At 61.2% G+C, this 14,272-nt stretch carries 15 protein-coding genes; 6 read left to right on the top strand and 9 right to left on the bottom strand.

Features of this window, described 5'->3' with window-relative positions; genetic code table 11:
- The 4 genes from NKI08_RS27690 to rimO all read left to right on the top strand — a co-directional run.
- Positions 1-257, top strand: a 257-nt coding sequence (locus NKI08_RS27690; RefSeq protein ID WP_352774081.1) for a hypothetical protein, incomplete at its 5' end; no start/stop codon positions are given.
- Positions 258-376: 119 nt separating this feature from the next.
- Positions 377-784: a DUF930 domain-containing protein gene (locus NKI08_RS27695; protein WP_036238130.1), complete on the top strand. Its 408-nt coding sequence runs from the start codon at positions 377-379 to the stop codon at positions 782-784.
- A gap of 190 nt (positions 785-974) precedes the next feature.
- Positions 975-1,634, top strand: coding sequence for a TerC family protein (locus NKI08_RS27700; RefSeq protein WP_023675054.1), 660 nt, complete (start codon positions 975-977; stop codon positions 1,632-1,634).
- 152 nt (positions 1,635-1,786) lie between these two features.
- On the top strand, positions 1,787-3,100 hold the full coding sequence (gene rimO / locus NKI08_RS27705; protein WP_352448918.1) for a 30S ribosomal protein S12 methylthiotransferase RimO: 1,314 nt from the start codon (positions 1,787-1,789) through the stop codon (positions 3,098-3,100).
- A gap of 64 nt (positions 3,101-3,164) precedes the next feature.
- Here rimO and NKI08_RS27710 read toward each other — a convergent pair whose 3' ends face one another.
- From NKI08_RS27710 to NKI08_RS27745, 8 genes are all read right to left on the bottom strand, one after another.
- Positions 3,165-4,232: a BMP family ABC transporter substrate-binding protein gene (locus NKI08_RS27710; RefSeq protein ID WP_352774084.1), complete on the bottom strand. Its 1,068-nt coding sequence runs from the start codon at positions 4,230-4,232 to the stop codon at positions 3,165-3,167.
- 47 nt (positions 4,233-4,279) lie between these two features.
- Positions 4,280-5,254, bottom strand: a complete 975-nt coding sequence (locus NKI08_RS27715; RefSeq protein ID WP_352448916.1) for an ABC transporter permease — start codon at positions 5,252-5,254, stop codon at positions 4,280-4,282.
- Positions 5,254-6,366, bottom strand: coding sequence for an ABC transporter permease (locus NKI08_RS27720; protein WP_352636755.1), 1,113 nt, complete (start codon positions 6,364-6,366; stop codon positions 5,254-5,256). The genes NKI08_RS27715 and NKI08_RS27720 overlap by 1 nt, the downstream gene beginning before the upstream one ends.
- Positions 6,363-7,955, bottom strand: coding sequence for an ABC transporter ATP-binding protein (locus NKI08_RS27725; protein WP_502893792.1), 1,593 nt, complete (start codon positions 7,953-7,955; stop codon positions 6,363-6,365). Before NKI08_RS27725 ends, NKI08_RS27720 begins: the two co-directional genes overlap by 4 nt.
- A 152-nt stretch (positions 7,956-8,107) precedes the next feature.
- Positions 8,108-9,085 carry a quinone oxidoreductase family protein gene (locus NKI08_RS27730; protein WP_352774085.1) on the bottom strand — a complete coding sequence of 326 codons (978 nt, stop codon included), beginning with the start codon at positions 9,083-9,085 and terminating at the stop codon, positions 8,108-8,110.
- Positions 9,086-9,103: 18 nt separating this feature from the next.
- On the bottom strand, positions 9,104-9,880 hold the full coding sequence (gene pcsA, locus NKI08_RS27735) for a phosphatidylcholine synthase (protein WP_502893794.1): 777 nt from the start codon (positions 9,878-9,880) through the stop codon (positions 9,104-9,106).
- A 35-nt stretch (positions 9,881-9,915) separates the two neighbouring features.
- Complete coding sequence (locus NKI08_RS27740) at positions 9,916-10,530, bottom strand: DUF1326 domain-containing protein (protein ID WP_352502444.1); 615 nt, start codon at positions 10,528-10,530, stop codon at positions 9,916-9,918.
- 14 nt (positions 10,531-10,544) lie between these two features.
- Positions 10,545-11,441: a DUF2182 domain-containing protein gene (locus NKI08_RS27745; protein ID WP_352471872.1), complete on the bottom strand. Its 897-nt coding sequence runs from the start codon at positions 11,439-11,441 to the stop codon at positions 10,545-10,547.
- A gap of 103 nt (positions 11,442-11,544) precedes the next feature.
- Between NKI08_RS27745 and NKI08_RS27750 the strand changes: the two genes are divergently transcribed.
- Together NKI08_RS27750 and hspQ are read left to right on the top strand one after the other, a co-directional pair.
- Positions 11,545-12,753: a UbiH/UbiF family hydroxylase gene (locus NKI08_RS27750; RefSeq protein ID WP_352502442.1), complete on the top strand. Its 1,209-nt coding sequence runs from the start codon at positions 11,545-11,547 to the stop codon at positions 12,751-12,753.
- 221 nt (positions 12,754-12,974) lie between these two features.
- Entirely contained in the window at positions 12,975-13,298 is a 324-nt protein-coding gene (hspQ, locus tag NKI08_RS27755; RefSeq protein WP_023675043.1) for a heat shock protein HspQ, read from the top strand.
- A gap of 126 nt (positions 13,299-13,424) precedes the next feature.
- On the opposite strand, the gene NKI08_RS27760 is transcribed toward hspQ, so the two are convergent.
- On the bottom strand, positions 13,425-14,054 hold the full coding sequence (locus NKI08_RS27760; protein ID WP_352448908.1) for an invasion associated locus B family protein: 630 nt from the start codon (positions 14,052-14,054) through the stop codon (positions 13,425-13,427).
- Positions 14,055-14,272: the final 218 nt, after the last annotated feature.

The raw sequence follows: 14,272 nt of genomic DNA on the forward strand, positions 1-14,272 counted from the left end.
TCACCGAACACTCTCTCCACGGCATCAACACCTCCGGCCAAAAGCCAAAAGTGTTACCCATGTGTCCGGTACAAAACGTCACCTATGTCTCAGGCCGCGCATCCAATTTCTTCAATCTTGCAGGCATGACGTCGAGTTTCCGCTCGTCGGATTCTCGACTGCCTGGGTTTAACAGGCCGGTCCGCTTCGGGGAGAACCGCCGCTCTGCCCCATGCAGCGCACCACCTCTCGCGTCGCTGAAATGCGACAAGTGCTGATCATGGCAACGATACCAAAGTACCGGTGATACTATTGCGTAATCAACAACCTGCCACAAAGCGAAGACTGTCACCCGCCGCGCAGCCGCGCTTCGTCGGGTTGATTTCTCCGCCCGAATATGATGCTTCTCCCGCCCATGAATAAACTATTTTCTGCGGTCCTCGCATGGACGATAGTGGCTTGGCCGGCCAGCGCAATGGACAGCGCATTGCGCGCCGGCCTGCTGAAACTCGATCCGCAAACCCGGCTGGAGCAGCGATGCGACGCCGAAATTCTCGACCGGATTACCCGCGACGACCACAAATACAAAGCCGATCGTGTCGTCGCCTACGCTTTTGCGACGCCCGAAATGGGCGCCGATGCGATCAAGAGCCCGGGTGCTGCGTTTCGCAGCAAGGGACAGTGGTACCGGCTGAAATTCAAATGCGAAACAGCGCCGGACCATATGGAAGTCCTGCAGCTCCGCTATCGGATCGGTGATGAAATTCCGGAAAGCGACTGGCCCAAATACAATCTCTATAACTAGGCATTCGCGACCTGTGGCCGCATTTTGCCGGTGTTCGGGCCGATCGTCGCAAACTCTGTATATTGCCGCAATAACGGGCGGTTTGCCGACCTTGTTCCAACCAGTCCCTTGACGCGCAGGAACCATACACGTTAGGCCCTCCAGGCATTCGACGCGAACGGTCGGCCAACCAGCAAGGGACTTCCAGTCGATGGAAATTTTCACTGCCGCGGGCTTCTCTGCCCTGCTCCAGGTCATCGCCATCGACCTCGTGCTTGCAGGCGATAACGCCATCGTCATCGGCTTGGCCGCGGCGGGCTTGCCGGTCGAGCAGCGCAAGAGAGCGATTCTCATCGGCGTGGTGGCGGCGACGGTGCTGCGTATCGGTTTTGCTGCGATCACCGTCACCCTGTTACAGATTGTCGGCCTGCTGCTGGCCGGCGGCATCTTGCTGCTGTGGGTGTGCTGGAAAATGTATCGCGAGCTGCGCACGTCGTATGCCGACGAGGTGGAGGCGACCGAAGCGCTGTCCAATTCCGATATCAACAGCGATGATATGGTGGCCGGCAAGGCGCGCAAGAAGACCTTGGGTCAGGCGGCATTGCAGATCGTCATCGCCGACGTGTCGATGTCGCTCGACAACGTACTGGCGGTCGCCGGCGCGGCGCGCGATCACTTCCAGGTGCTGGTGATAGGCCTCGTCCTGTCGATCGCGCTGATGGGCCTTGCCGCGAGCTTCATCGCCAAGCTGCTGCACCGCCATCGCTGGATCGCCTATATCGGCCTTTTGATCATCTTTTATGTCGCACTCGATATGATCTACCGGGGCGCGGTGGAAGTCTTGCCGCATGTCAGCAGTGCGGTGAGCTGACACGCCGACTCGAATTCTCATCGGCCGGCCTTTCAGCTTCGGCGAGCCTTCGGCGACGCTGGCGGTTGCGTTTCGCCGCAGCCGCTGCCCATACCAATGCCGCGACAAGTGTGATACTGCGCCGCCAATCCTGAAAATCCGGAAAAGCTTAGATGTCCGCCCCTCGCGTCAGTTTCGTCAGCCTTGGATGCCCGAAAGCCCTTGTGGATTCCGAGCGCATTATCACCCGCCTGCGCGCCGAAGGCTACGAGATCGCCCGCAAGCACGACGGCGCCGACCTGGTCGTCGTCAACACCTGTGGCTTCCTCGATTCGGCTCGCGACGAATCGCTCAACGCCATCGGCTCCGCACTTTCGGAGAATGGCAAAGTTATCGTCACCGGCTGCCTCGGCGCCGAGCCGGACGTCATCCGTGAAAGACATCCGAACGTCCTCGCCATCACCGGACCACAAGCTTATGAAAGCGTGATGGCGGCGGTGCATGAGGCTGCCCCCCCGAGCCATGATCCCCACATCGACCTTTTGCCGCCGCAAGGGGTCAAGCTCACGCCGCGCCACTATGCGTATCTCAAGATTTCGGAAGGCTGCAACAACCGCTGCACCTTCTGCATCATTCCGGCGCTGCGTGGCGACCTGGTATCGCGGCCGGCCGCCGACGTGTTGCGCGAAGCCGAGAAGCTGGCCAAGGCCGGGGTCAAGGAGATCCTCGTCATCTCGCAGGACACCAGCGCCTACGGCATCGACATCAAATACCAGACCAGCATGTTCGGCGATCGCGAAGTGCGGGCGAAATTCCTCGATCTATCGGAAGAACTGGGTAAGCTCGGTGTCTGGGTGCGCATGCACTATGTCTATCCCTACCCGCATGTCGCGGACGTCATTCCACTGATGGCCGAGGGCAAGATTCTTCCCTATCTCGATATCCCATTCCAGCACGCCTCGCCGCAGGTGCTGAAGAACATGCGCCGGCCCGCTCATGGCGAAAAGACGCTCGAGCGCATTCGCGGCTGGCGCGACGTCTGCCCGGACCTTGCCATCCGCTCCACCTTCATCGTCGGCTTCCCCGGCGAGACGGACGACGATTTCGAGATGCTGCTCGACTGGCTGGACGAGGCCAAGATCGACCGCGCCGGCTGTTTCAAATACGAGCCGGTCAGAGGCGCCCGCTCCAACGAGCTCGGCCTCGAGCAAGTGCCGCAGGAGATCAAGGAAGCCCGCTGGCACCGCTTCATGCAGCGCCAACAGAAGATTTCGGCAACGCAGCTAACCAAGAAAATTGGCAAGCGCCTGCCGGTCCTGATCGACGAGGCGCATGGCAATTCGGCCAAGGGCCGGACCAAATACGACGCGCCCGAAATCGACGGCTCGGTCCATATCCAGTCGCGGCGGCCACTGCGCGCCGGCGACATCGTCACGGTCAAGATCGAGCGCGCCGACGCTTACGACCTTTACGGCTCAGCAGTCTGATATTCCGTCCAAAATGAAAAAGGGCGCCACGTGGCGCCCTTTCGTTCGATATGTTTCCGACCACCTACTGCGGCAGCTTGTCGTCGACGCCCTTCACGTAGAAATTCATGCCGAGCAACGTGGCGTCGTCGGCGACCTCGCCCTCCTTCAGCCAAGGTGTGCCGTCCTGCTTGGCGATCGGCCCGGTGAAGGGGTTCCAGCCGTCGGCGATCTTCTTAGTGGTGGCTTCGGCCATCGCCTTGACGTCGTCGGGCATGTTGGTGAACGGCGCCAGCTTGACGGCGCCGTCCTTAATGCCGAGCCAGACATTGTCTGGCTTCCAGGTGCCGTCGAGCGCCGCCTGGACGCGGCTGATGTAGTAGGGACCCCACTCGTCGGTCAGCGCGGTCAGCTGCGCGTGCGGCGCGAACTTGATCATGTCGGAGGACTGCCCGAAGCCGTGCAGCTTGCGCTCCTCCGCCACCTGCAAGGCAGCGGTCGAGTCGGTGTGCTGGACGACGATATCGGCGCCCTGGTCGAACAATGCCTTGGCAGCATCGGCCTCCTTGCCCGGATCGAACCAGGAGTTCACCCACACGATCTTCGCCTTGAAGTTCGGGTTGATCGACTGTGCGCCGAGCATAAAGGAATTTATGCCCATCACCACTTCCGGGATCGGGAAGGAAACGATGTAGCCGGCGACGCCCGACTTCGATTGCTTGGCGGCGATCTGGCCAAGCACGTAGCGGCCTTCGTAGAAACGCGCATTGTAGATGCCGAGATTTTCGGCCGTCTTGTAGCCGGTGGCGTGCTCGAACATCACCTTGGGGAATTTCTTGGCGATCTTCACTTCCGGGTCCATGAAGCCGAAGGACGTGCCGAAAATGATCTTGCATCCCTCGCGCGCCAGGCGCTCGAAGGCGCGGTCGGCATCGGGGCCTTCGGAGACGTTTTCGAGATAGGCGGTCTCGACCTTGTCGCCGAGTGCCTTTTCCACCTCGAGGCGGCCTTGGTCGTGCTGGTAGGAGTAGCCGAAATCGCCGATCGGGCCGGTGTAGACCCAGCACGCCTTCAGCTTGTCCGCCGCCTGGGCTGATGCCGCCAGCGACAATGCGGCCGTCGTCGCCATCAGGGCAATAAGCAGGTTTTTCATTGTGTTACCTCTCTGAGTTAAGCCTTGGAGCTTCCGTCTTTTTGTTGTCAACGATCCGGAACGAATGGCTGGCCCAAGGAGGCCGGCGTGTTCATCATCGTCAAACGCTTGTTGCGCGAGATTAGAACGAGAACCACGACGGTTGCCAGATAGGGCAGCGAAGAAAGCAGTTGCGAGGGAAACGATTTTAAGAACGCAATTAACTTGTAGAGCAACCAGGGCGCGTCGACGAAGTCCTGCAGATTTATGGCTTGGACGTGAAGCTGGCCAACCCAGATCGCGCCGAAAATATAGGCGCCGGCCAGCACCCGCCATGGCCGCCAGGAGGCGAAGACGACCAGAGCCAGCGCGATCCAGCCGCGGCCGGCGGTCATGTTCTCCACCCATTGCGGTGTGTAGACCAGCGATAGGTGACCGCCGGCGAGGCCGGCACAAGCGCCGCCGAAAATCACTGAGAGATAGCGGTAGCGGATGACGTGGATGCCAAGCGCATGGGCGGATGCATGGCTGTCGCCGATCGAGCGCAGCGTGAGCCCGGTGCGGGTCTTGAACAGGAACCACATGACGGCGGCGGTCAGCGCGATCGAGATGTAGAAGATTGGATCCTGGCCGAACAGCAGCCTGCCGACGACGGGGATTGCGGTCAGGCCGGGAATATCGAGGTTTGGCAGCCTTTCGCCAGGCTGGCCGACAAAATTCGTTCCCATCATGCCGGAAAGGCCGAGGCCGAGCAGTGTCAGCGATAGGCCGGTGGCCACCTGATTGGTGGCCAGCGACAGCGTCATGACGGCAAACAGAAGCGAGAACACTGCCCCCATGGTGATTGCCGCCAACAGCCCTATCCAAGGCGAGCCGGTGAGATAGCCGGCGCCGAAACCGCCGACGGCACCCATGATCATCATTCCTTCGACGCCGAGATTGAGCACACCCGAACGTTCGACCACCAGTTCGCCGATCGCCGCGATCAGAAGCGGCGTCGCCGCCGTCGCGATGGTCAAGAGGATGTTGACGGTGATGTCCATCAGCGGGCTTCCTCCAACTTCGGCGCTGCCTCGAGCTTCGGCGCGGAAAAGCCGGTCAGGCGAATGCGGTAATGGATGAGCGTGTCACAGCCGAGCACGAAGAACAAAAGCATGCCCTGGAACACGCGCGCCACCTTGTCGGAGATGCCGAGCGCGCTTTGCACTGCCTCGCCGCCCAGATAGGTCAGCGCCAGCACAAGGCCTGCGGCGACGATGCCGAGCGGATTGAGCCGGCCGAGAAATGCCACGATGATAGCGGTAAATCCGTAGCCGGGCGAGATCACCGGCTGCAATTGTCCGATGGCTCCCGAGACCTCCGAAATCCCTGCAAGTCCGGCCAGTGCGCCCGACAGCAGGAAGGCAAAGAAGACCATGCGGTTAAGGCCAAACCCGGCGAAGCGCCCTGCCCTCGGGCTTGAGCCGAGCACGCGGACCTCGAAGCCTTTCAACATACGGCTCATGAGGATCCAGATCAGTATCGCCGCGATCAGCGCGAAGACAAATCCCCAGTTTGCCCGGCCGGATTCCGGGAGGAGTTCCGGCAGTATGGCCGAGTCGTTGAACTGGATGGTCTGCGGGAAACCGTGGCCCTGCGGATCGCGCCACGGCCCGCGTACGAGCCAATCGAGGAAGAGCTGGGCGACATAGACCAGCATCAGGCTGGTCAGGATCTCGTTGGTGTTGAAGCGCGTCTTCAGCAGTGCCGGGATTGCAGCATAGGCGGCCCCACCGACCATGCCGAGCAGGAGCATCAGCGGCAGCACCAATGGGCCTTCGAACTGCGGAAACAGCACGGGGATGATCGAGCCGACAATGCCGCCCAGGATGAACTGGCCTTCGGCGCCGATGTTCCAGATGTTGGCCTTGTAGCAGACCGACAGTCCGACCGCGATCAGGATCAGGGGGGCGGCCTTGATCGCCAGCTCATGCAACTGCCACACCTGGCTGATCGGTTCGATGAAGTAGATGCGGAACGCGGTCAACGGGTTGACGCCGAGCAGCGCGAACATGATGGCACCGGCAATGATCGTCAAAACGAAAGCGATGAAAGGCGAGAGTGCCGAAAACAGCATCGAGCGCTGCGGGCGTTTTACAAGTTCGAGGCGCATCAGGCCGTCTCCAGCGTATGTTCGGCATGACCGGGTTCGGCGCCGCCCATCAGCAGCCCGATTTTCTCGAACGTCGCTTCAGCTATCGGCAGCGGCTTCGACAGTTCGCCATTGTGCATGACCGTGATCGCATCGGAAATCTCGAACAGCTCGTCGAGGTCCTGGCTGATCACCAGCACCGCCGAGCCGCTGCGCGCCAGTTCGATCAGCGCCTGGCGGATGTGGGCCGCCGCACCCGCGTCGACCCCCCAGGTCGGCTGATTGACCACCAAGACGCTCGGCCGGCGGTCGAGTTCGCGGCCGACGATGAATTTCTGCAGATTGCCGCCCGAAAGAGCCGCAGCCTCCGGATCCGGCGCGCTCTTGCGCACGTCCATTGCCTTTATGATGCGCTGGGCAGCGGTATGGATCGCATCGCCCTTGACCATTCCACCGGCGCCGACAAACATCTTGCCATCGGTGGCGTGGCGCGACAGAAGCAGGTTCTCCGAAAGCTTCATGCGCGGTGCTGCGCCATGGCCGAGCCGCTCTTCCGGGACGAAGGCAGCGCCCATCAGACGCCTGCCGGTGATGGTGAGGCCGCCGGCATCCTTGCCGCGGATGCGGACCGAGCCGGCATCCTGCTGCAGCACCTCGCCGGAAACGGATTCGAAGAATTCGCCCTGGCCGTTGCCGGCGACACCGGCAATGCCGATCACCTCGCCGGCGCGGACCTCGAGATTGATGTTCCTGAGCGGGATCGAGAACGGGGTCGCCGGCTTGCGGGTGAGTTCGCGGATTTGAAGCAGCACCGGCGCGGTCTCGATACCCTCGGCCGGCGCCCGCACCACGGCCAGCACTTCGTTGCCGACCATCATCCGCGCCAACGAAGACGCGGTTTCCTGGCGCGGATTGCAATGGCCGACCACCTTGCCGTGACGCAGCACGGTGGCGCGGTCGCAGATCCGTTTGACCTCTTCCAGCCGGTGCGAAATGTAGAGGATGGACTTTCCTTCCGAACGCAGCCGTTCGAGCGTCTCGAACAACTTATCGGCCTCCTGCGGCGTCAGCACCGAAGTTGGTTCGTCGAGGATGATAAGTTGCGGCGTCTGCAGCAGGCAGCGGATGATTTCGATGCGCTGACGCTCGCCGACCGACAGATCACCGACCAGCGATAGCGGATCGAGAGGCAGGCCGTAACTGTAGGAGAGCGCCCTCGCCTTGGCCGCGATCGTACTGATCGGCGAGCCGTCATCCAGCGACAGCGCGATGTTCTCCGCCGCCGTCAGCGCTTCGAACAGGGAAAAATGCTGGAAAACCATGCCGATGCCGAGCTTTTTTGCGGTGCCGGGGCTGGTGATCCTGACCGCCTGGCCGTTCCAGAAAATCTCGCCGGAATTCGGTTCCAGCGATCCAAACAGCATTTTCACCAGGGTCGACTTGCCAGCGCCGTTCTCGCCAAGCAACGCATGGATCTCGCCCTTGGCGATGTTGAGATCGACATGGTCGCACGCCGTCAACGTGCCGAATATCTTTGTGAGGCCGCGAACCTCAAGCAGGTTTGCGCCGTCCTGATCTGCACTCACGGTGCCTCCATCTGGTTTGCCAGACATGTTCTGTGTTCCCGCAAGCATCGTATGCGCGGGCTGCTCTCTACGGTAAGCGCCTCACGACTTGAAAGAGCTTCAAGAATTTCAGCGGAAACTCAAGCGGTAAAGAGCAGTTCGCAAGAACGCCGGCGTCGGCGGCCCGAAACGGCGGGCACCTAAGGGATAAGTATTGTTGTCCCGGTGGTCCGGCGCCCTTCGAGATCGGAATGCGCTTTGCCGGCCTCGCTGAGCGCGTAACGCTGGTTGATCTTGATCTTGACGGCGCCGCTGAGCACCACGTCGAACAAGGCGGTGGCGGAAGCCTCGAGGTCTTCGCGCCTGGCATTATAGACGAACAGCGTCGGCCGCGTTGCGAACAGCGAGCCCTTCTGCGCCAGCAACGAGATGCTGAAGGGCGGGATCGGCCCAGACGATTGACCGAAGCTGACGAAAGTGCCGAGCGGCCGCAGGCAATCGAGCGAGGCTGGAAATGTGTCGTTGCCGACTGAATCGTAGACAACGTCGCATTTCTTGCCACCGGTGATAGCGGCAACGCCGGCCACGAAATCCTGTTCGCGATAGTTGATCACGTGGTCGAAGCCATGCGCCTTGGCGAGCTCGATCTTGTCGGTGGAACTCGCCGTGCCGATCACTGTCGCGCCAAGATGCTTGGCCCATTGGCCGAGGATCAGCCCGACACCGCCCGCCGCCGCATGAAACAGGATCGTGTCGCCGGCTTTCACCTTGAATGTACGGCGCAACAGATATTCGGCGGTCATGCCCTTTAGCATCATGGCTGCGGCCTGTTCGTCACTGATGCCGTCCGGCACCTTCACCACGCGGTCGGCGGCGATCACGCGCTGCCCGGCATAGGCGCCGGTCGTCACGGCGTAGGCGATGCGATCGCCGGATTTGAGCCAGTTGACATCCGAGCCGACATCCAAGACCACGCCGGCCGCCTCGCCGCCGGGGATCAGCGGAAATCCGCCCTGCGGCGGATAAAGGCCAGAGCGATAATAGACGTCGATGAAATTGAGACCGATCGCGGTATGCTTGACCAGGATCTGTCCCGAGCCCGGCTGCCCGGGATCGGCATCCTCATAGGTCAGGACCTCCGGGCCGCCATGGGCATGGATGCGGATCGCTTTGGACATTTTCTGGCTCTCTTGGGATCAGGCTTTCTTATCCGGCTTGGCGCCGAGATTTGGGAAGAACTGCATGATAGCGCCGATGCAAGCGAGGTAAAGCCCGGTGACCGTAATCCCGATCTTGATGAAATCGCTGACCTGCTCGCCCAGCACGCCGATCTGGTCGTAGAAGGAGGCAAGTGCGGCCTGCGCCAGCGCCAGCGCGCCGAAAGCGCACCAAAGCAGCGTCATGCCGAGATTGATTGGCCGCAGCCGCTTCACCCGCACCGGATGGATGAAATTGATCGGCACGAAGGTGAGAATGCCGGCCACCACGACCACGGCGAAAGAAACCCATTGTCCGGGCTCGATGACGAACAGCGTGAACACCACCATGTTCCAGACGACCGGAAAGCCTTTGAAGAAATTTTCCTTCGTCTTCATGCCGGTATCGGCATAGTAGATTGCGCTCGACACCACGATGATCGCCGCCGACAGGAACGACAGGCGCTCGCCCATGAAGCCGCGCTGATAGAGCGCGAAGGCCGGAATCAACACGTAGGTCACGTAGTCGATGATGTTGTCGAGCAGTTCGCCCGACCAAGTCGGCAGGATTTCCTTGACATCGAGCTTCCTGGCGATCGGCCCGTCGATGCCGTCGACGAAAAGCGCCAGCCCCAGCCACCAGAACATCGCCGTCCAGCGCTGCTCGCTTGCTGCCACCAGCGACAGAAACGCCAGGAATGAGCCCGACGCGGTCAAGAGATGGACCGAGAACGCCCGCGCCTGAGGCCATGTGACTTTCTTCTTCGGCCGCGGAATCCGGTCGGCGATTTTCCTGGCCGTCGTCTTCTTGCTCACGGGCCCCGCCAGTCCAGCTTGCAGATTTCGGCCGAACGGCCAGCAAAGTTCCAGTTGCGGCCAAAGGCCCGCATTTTGCTCTTGTCGGATTTGGCGACGATGATTTCCGGCGCAATCCAGTATTCCGAATTGCTGATGACCGTATCCTTGTCGCGATCCTTGCCGGTGATTGGCGTCACCGCACCATCGATGATCTTCGGTATCTGAAAGATGCGTGTTTTCTCACGCGTCTCGTAGGTGATCGGCACCTGCTCGGCACCGAGGAACTGTCCGACCAGGATGGAGAGCAGCGATGTGGTTCCACCGGCCTTGCCGGTGAATATCTTCGTCAGTCCCTTCATAGCGTAAACCGAGGCGCGCTTGTCGATGAACAGACCCGCCGTCCAGTTGCCGCGGCTCATATAACCGGGGATTTCCATGACCAGCCCAAGATTGAGGCCGGACAGGTCGACCTCGCCGAAATGGCCGGCATCGATCCGGAACCCCGCCCAGGTTTGGCAATAGCCTTCCGTAGGCGGATGATTGCCGAGCGACAGAACGCAAGGGCAAAAAACCGTGCAATTGCAGGAAAGGATGAGCTCTCCCTTCATTGCCCAGTTTTGATCTGTCATCGAATTCTCCCCCCTCATGCCGAGACTACTAGTAGCGCGGCTGCCCAGACAAGCAGTATCGCACCGCCCAACCGCGTCGGCAGATTGCCTGCCGTCTGTTTTTCGACCAGGCTAAACAAGCCGACCAGCGCCATCCAGAACACGTTCATCACACCGACGGCAAACATTACCAGCATCAGCGCCCAGCAGCATCCAAGGCACCACAGGCCCTGCTCTATACCGAGCCGGAAAATGCGAACGGGCCTGGCGCTCCAGTTGGCGAACAGGACCGAGAACGGATTTCTGCACTTCTCCAGACAGGCTTCCTTCAGCCAGCTGAACTGATAGAGACCAGCGATCGACAGCGCGGCTGCTCCGGCAATTCCAAGCAGCGGATCGAGCATCTGCCCGGATGACACGAATGCATGGACTGCGAGCGTCAGGGCAGCGAATATTGCCGAGGCGGCAAGCCAGACGCTCAAATATCCAGCGACCAGGATCAGCGGATGGGCAACGGGTTCCCCCTTGATCCGGGCGGTATCTGCGATCTCGCAATAGGTGCGGATCATCGGCGCCGCGGAGGGCAGCATGGTCGCGATGGCCATCAACAGCCACATCGCGGTGAGTGCCCCGCCTTGCGCGCCTACGCTTGCGCGAAGCGGCGCCGGCGCAAGGCAAAGGGCGAAGAAACGCGCAAGGAAATCCGGCAGCGGCAGTTGCGGCAGGTATTCCAGCACGGCGTCGCCGGGTACATCGGCGCCCGGGAGCCGGCTCACCGCCCCCCGAACTGCCATTGCGCCGAGAAGGAGCCAGGCAAGGGCGATGCCCATGCCGGCAACGACGCCCACCGTCAGTCGAGGGCTGCATGCAACGCTCGCCATCGCGCGGCCGGTGCCGTCGAGGTGGCTGAAATCGTCTTGTTGGCCGGTCATGGCAACCGAATGGGCCGAATCGCCGCGTTGATCAAGCCGCATCACCTGACCTATATGGACCAGCAGGTCGGACGGGCCTCACCTCGCAATCCGGAAGCCGAATTTGAACCATCGGGAAACAGCACGGATACTGGTCGCCGGCAGCGGCCCTGCGGGGCTGATCGCGGCGCTTGGCTTTGCCGAGGCGGGTTTTCCCGTGACGCTCGTCGGACCCGACGCCGCCGGCCCCGACGGCCGGACGACAGCCTTGATGAACCCTGCCCTGAAGATGTTCGAACGGCTAGGGATCTTCGACGGAATCAGGCCGCACGCAGCGCCGCTCAAGGTGATGCGTATCGTTGACGCAACCAACCGGCTGATCCGCAGCCCGACAGTGACCTTTCGCGCCAGCGAGATCAACGAAGAGCAATTCGGGCTGAACTTGCCCAACAGCGTTCTCAACCGCATGCTAGCCGAGGCTGTCGCGCATTCGGGCATCGAATGGCGAAAGTCGATGGTGGAGGCATGGCGCCTCGATGCCGACCATGCCCATGCCGTTCTCGCCGACGGCAGCGAGGTTGAGGCATCGTTGGCAGTTGCCGCCGATGGCCGTCAGTCGCCGGCCCGCGAGGCAGCCGGCATCCGCACCTCGATCCGATCCTATCCGCAGGCGGCGTTGGTGCTCAATTTCGGTCACCGCAGCGACCATGCCTTCACCTCGACCGAATTCCACACCGAGACCGGTCCGTTCACACAGGTTCCCCTGCCCGGCAACCGGTCCAGCCTTGTCTGGGTGCTCGAACCCGATATCGCCAAGGACCTTGCAGCACTCGACGACGCCGAGCTTTCGACGCGGGTCGAACAGCGAATGCAATCGATGTTGGGCCGCGTGTCGGTTGAGCCCGGCCGGCAGGTCTACCCACTTTCAGCGGTGAGCCCGTGGCGGTTTGCGCATCGCCGCGTGGCACTTGTCGGTGAAGCCGCCCACGTGTTTCCCCCAATTGGCGCGCAAGGCCTCAATCTCGGCATCCGGGACATCGACGACCTGATTGGTGCCGCAAGCAGAAACCGCTCGGACCCGGGCGCCCCCAAGGCGCTTGCAGCCTATGATTTCAAGCGGCGGCCGGACATTCTGGCGCGCAGCAGCGCGGTCAACCTGCTCAACATGTCGTTGCTTTCCGACATGCTGCCGGCTCAGATGGTGCGCAGCGCTGGCCTTGGCGCGCTTGAGCGGTTTGCGCCGTTACGGGCGTTTTTCATGCGCGAGGGTCTTCGACCCGGCAGCGGTTTTGCGGCGTTTTTTGGCGGATTGCGAAAACCGGCTGAGCGATAGCGATCTTGGCCACCGCCCTTGATCCGCATCTCGCGATGCTCAACCCGGCATCAAGGGGATCGGGATTGAATTGACGCGGCGTCTGCGCCAAATAATGACGATGTCGACCTTAAGGTCTGGGCCAATCTTTGCCGGACCGGTGCGTAAGAATCTAAAGTCCTGGAGCGTTCCTTGCGTGTTCCAGGATGCGTGGCGTTCAAGAAGTTCAAGTGGTGAGTGCGATGAAGACAGCCAAATTCTCGATCGGACAGGTGGTTCGGCACCGGCTGTTTCCGTTCCGCGGCGTCATTTTCGACGTCGATCCGCAATTCGCCAATACTGACGAATGGTACGAGGCGATCCCCGCTGACGTGCGGCCGCGCAAGGACCAGCCTTTCTATCATCTGCTCGCCGAGAATTCCGAAACGGAATACATCGCCTATGTGTCCGAGCAGAATTTACTCGAGGACCGGTCGGGCGAACCGGTCCGGCATCCGCAGATTGGTGAAATGTTCGACAAGAAGCCGGACGGGCGCTACGAGCCGAAGCACCAATTGAGACATTGACTTAGCCGGGATCTGGCTGGGCTGGGACTGGCTTGAGACTTGGCTGAACGCGACAAATGGCGGGTCCAAACGAAAAAAGCGGGGTATAAGGCCCCCGCTTTTTTTGTTGGTTCGAAAACCCGTCGATCAGTTGGCGGCCTTCGCCTTTTCCTGCTCTTCCTTGAGCTTCTTGGCAAAGTCCTGATTGTTCTTGGCGACGAACTCCTGGAGCTTCTTCTGCCGGTCCTCGATGTCCGACTGCTGCAGCGGCGGGCCGTCGAAGGCGCCGCTGAAGCCGGTCAGCGCAATCTTGATCGGGTTCGGCTGGTTCTGGAAATTGACCGAGGTGAGCGTCAGCGCCGATCCCTTCTTGAAGGATGCGACAAGCTGATCGCTCAGCGGCACTTCCGCCACGCAGCGATCCGGAAAACAGATCACATAGTCGAGCTTCTGCGCCTTGCCGCCGTCGATCTGGAGGCCGATGCCGGGAGGAACGAGACGGCCGGTCGGAACCGTCACCTGGAACACCTTGCGGTTCACCTTGCCCTTCAATTCGATCAGGCTGACGCCAGTGATGAGCTGGCCGTTGCCGGCGGTGGTTATGTTCTGGACATTGCAGATGTCGACGTCTTCCTGCTTGGTGCAGGCCTTGAACCAGCCTTGCGGAATCTGCTGTTGCTGCTGCGCGGAAGCAGCGGGAATCCCGGCGCCCAGAATGCCGACCACGCCAGCGGCCATGACCGACAGGCGGTACGCGTTGCTGTTCAGGCTCGTCATGTCGTGCATTCCTCTCAAATGATCCCGGAACCGGCTTTTTTCATGCCGTGTGGTCCAGCTACCTGTTGCCGAAATGAGGCAACAGAATGACTTCGGACGGCGTGTTACACTGCAAGCGGTGCCGAATCCAGCCCGGGTCTCGCGAATCTTGGCCAAGGGATAGGCTCAAGGGGTTGGCCGGTGCACGACCGGCTCATGTATGCTGCGCATCGAATCGG

Origin of the sequence: Mesorhizobium sp. M0768, assembly GCF_040320195.1 — a bacterium.
GTDB lineage: Bacteria > Pseudomonadota > Alphaproteobacteria > Rhizobiales > Rhizobiaceae > Mesorhizobium.

Bases quoted from the DNA above. Each gene is read 5' to 3' on its own strand.
- NKI08_RS27700 (WP_023675054.1), top strand. From the start codon at position 975: ATGGAAATTTTCACTGCCGCGGGCTTCTCTGCCCTGCTCCAGGTCATC.
- hspQ (WP_023675043.1), top strand. From the start codon at position 12,975: ATGAAGACAGCCAAATTCTCGATCGGACAGGTGGTTCGGCACCGGCTG.
- NKI08_RS27730 (WP_352774085.1), bottom strand. From the start codon at position 9,085: ATGTCCAAAGCGATCCGCATCCATGCCCATGGCGGCCCGGAGGTCCTG.
- NKI08_RS27725 (WP_502893792.1), bottom strand. From the start codon at position 7,955: ATGTCTGGCAAACCAGATGGAGGCACCGTGAGTGCAGATCAGGACGGC.
- NKI08_RS27740 (WP_352502444.1), bottom strand. From the start codon at position 10,530: ATGACAGATCAAAACTGGGCAATGAAGGGAGAGCTCATCCTTTCCTGC.
- NKI08_RS27745 (WP_352471872.1), bottom strand. From the start codon at position 11,441: ATGACCGGCCAACAAGACGATTTCAGCCACCTCGACGGCACCGGCCGC.
- NKI08_RS27695 (WP_036238130.1), top strand. From the start codon at position 377: ATGATGCTTCTCCCGCCCATGAATAAACTATTTTCTGCGGTCCTCGCA.
- rimO (WP_352448918.1), top strand. From the start codon at position 1,787: ATGTCCGCCCCTCGCGTCAGTTTCGTCAGCCTTGGATGCCCGAAAGCC.
- NKI08_RS27710 (WP_352774084.1), bottom strand. From the start codon at position 4,232: ATGAAAAACCTGCTTATTGCCCTGATGGCGACGACGGCCGCATTGTCG.
- NKI08_RS27715 (WP_352448916.1), bottom strand. From the start codon at position 5,254: ATGGACATCACCGTCAACATCCTCTTGACCATCGCGACGGCGGCGACG.
- NKI08_RS27760 (WP_352448908.1), bottom strand. From the start codon at position 14,054: ATGACGAGCCTGAACAGCAACGCGTACCGCCTGTCGGTCATGGCCGCT.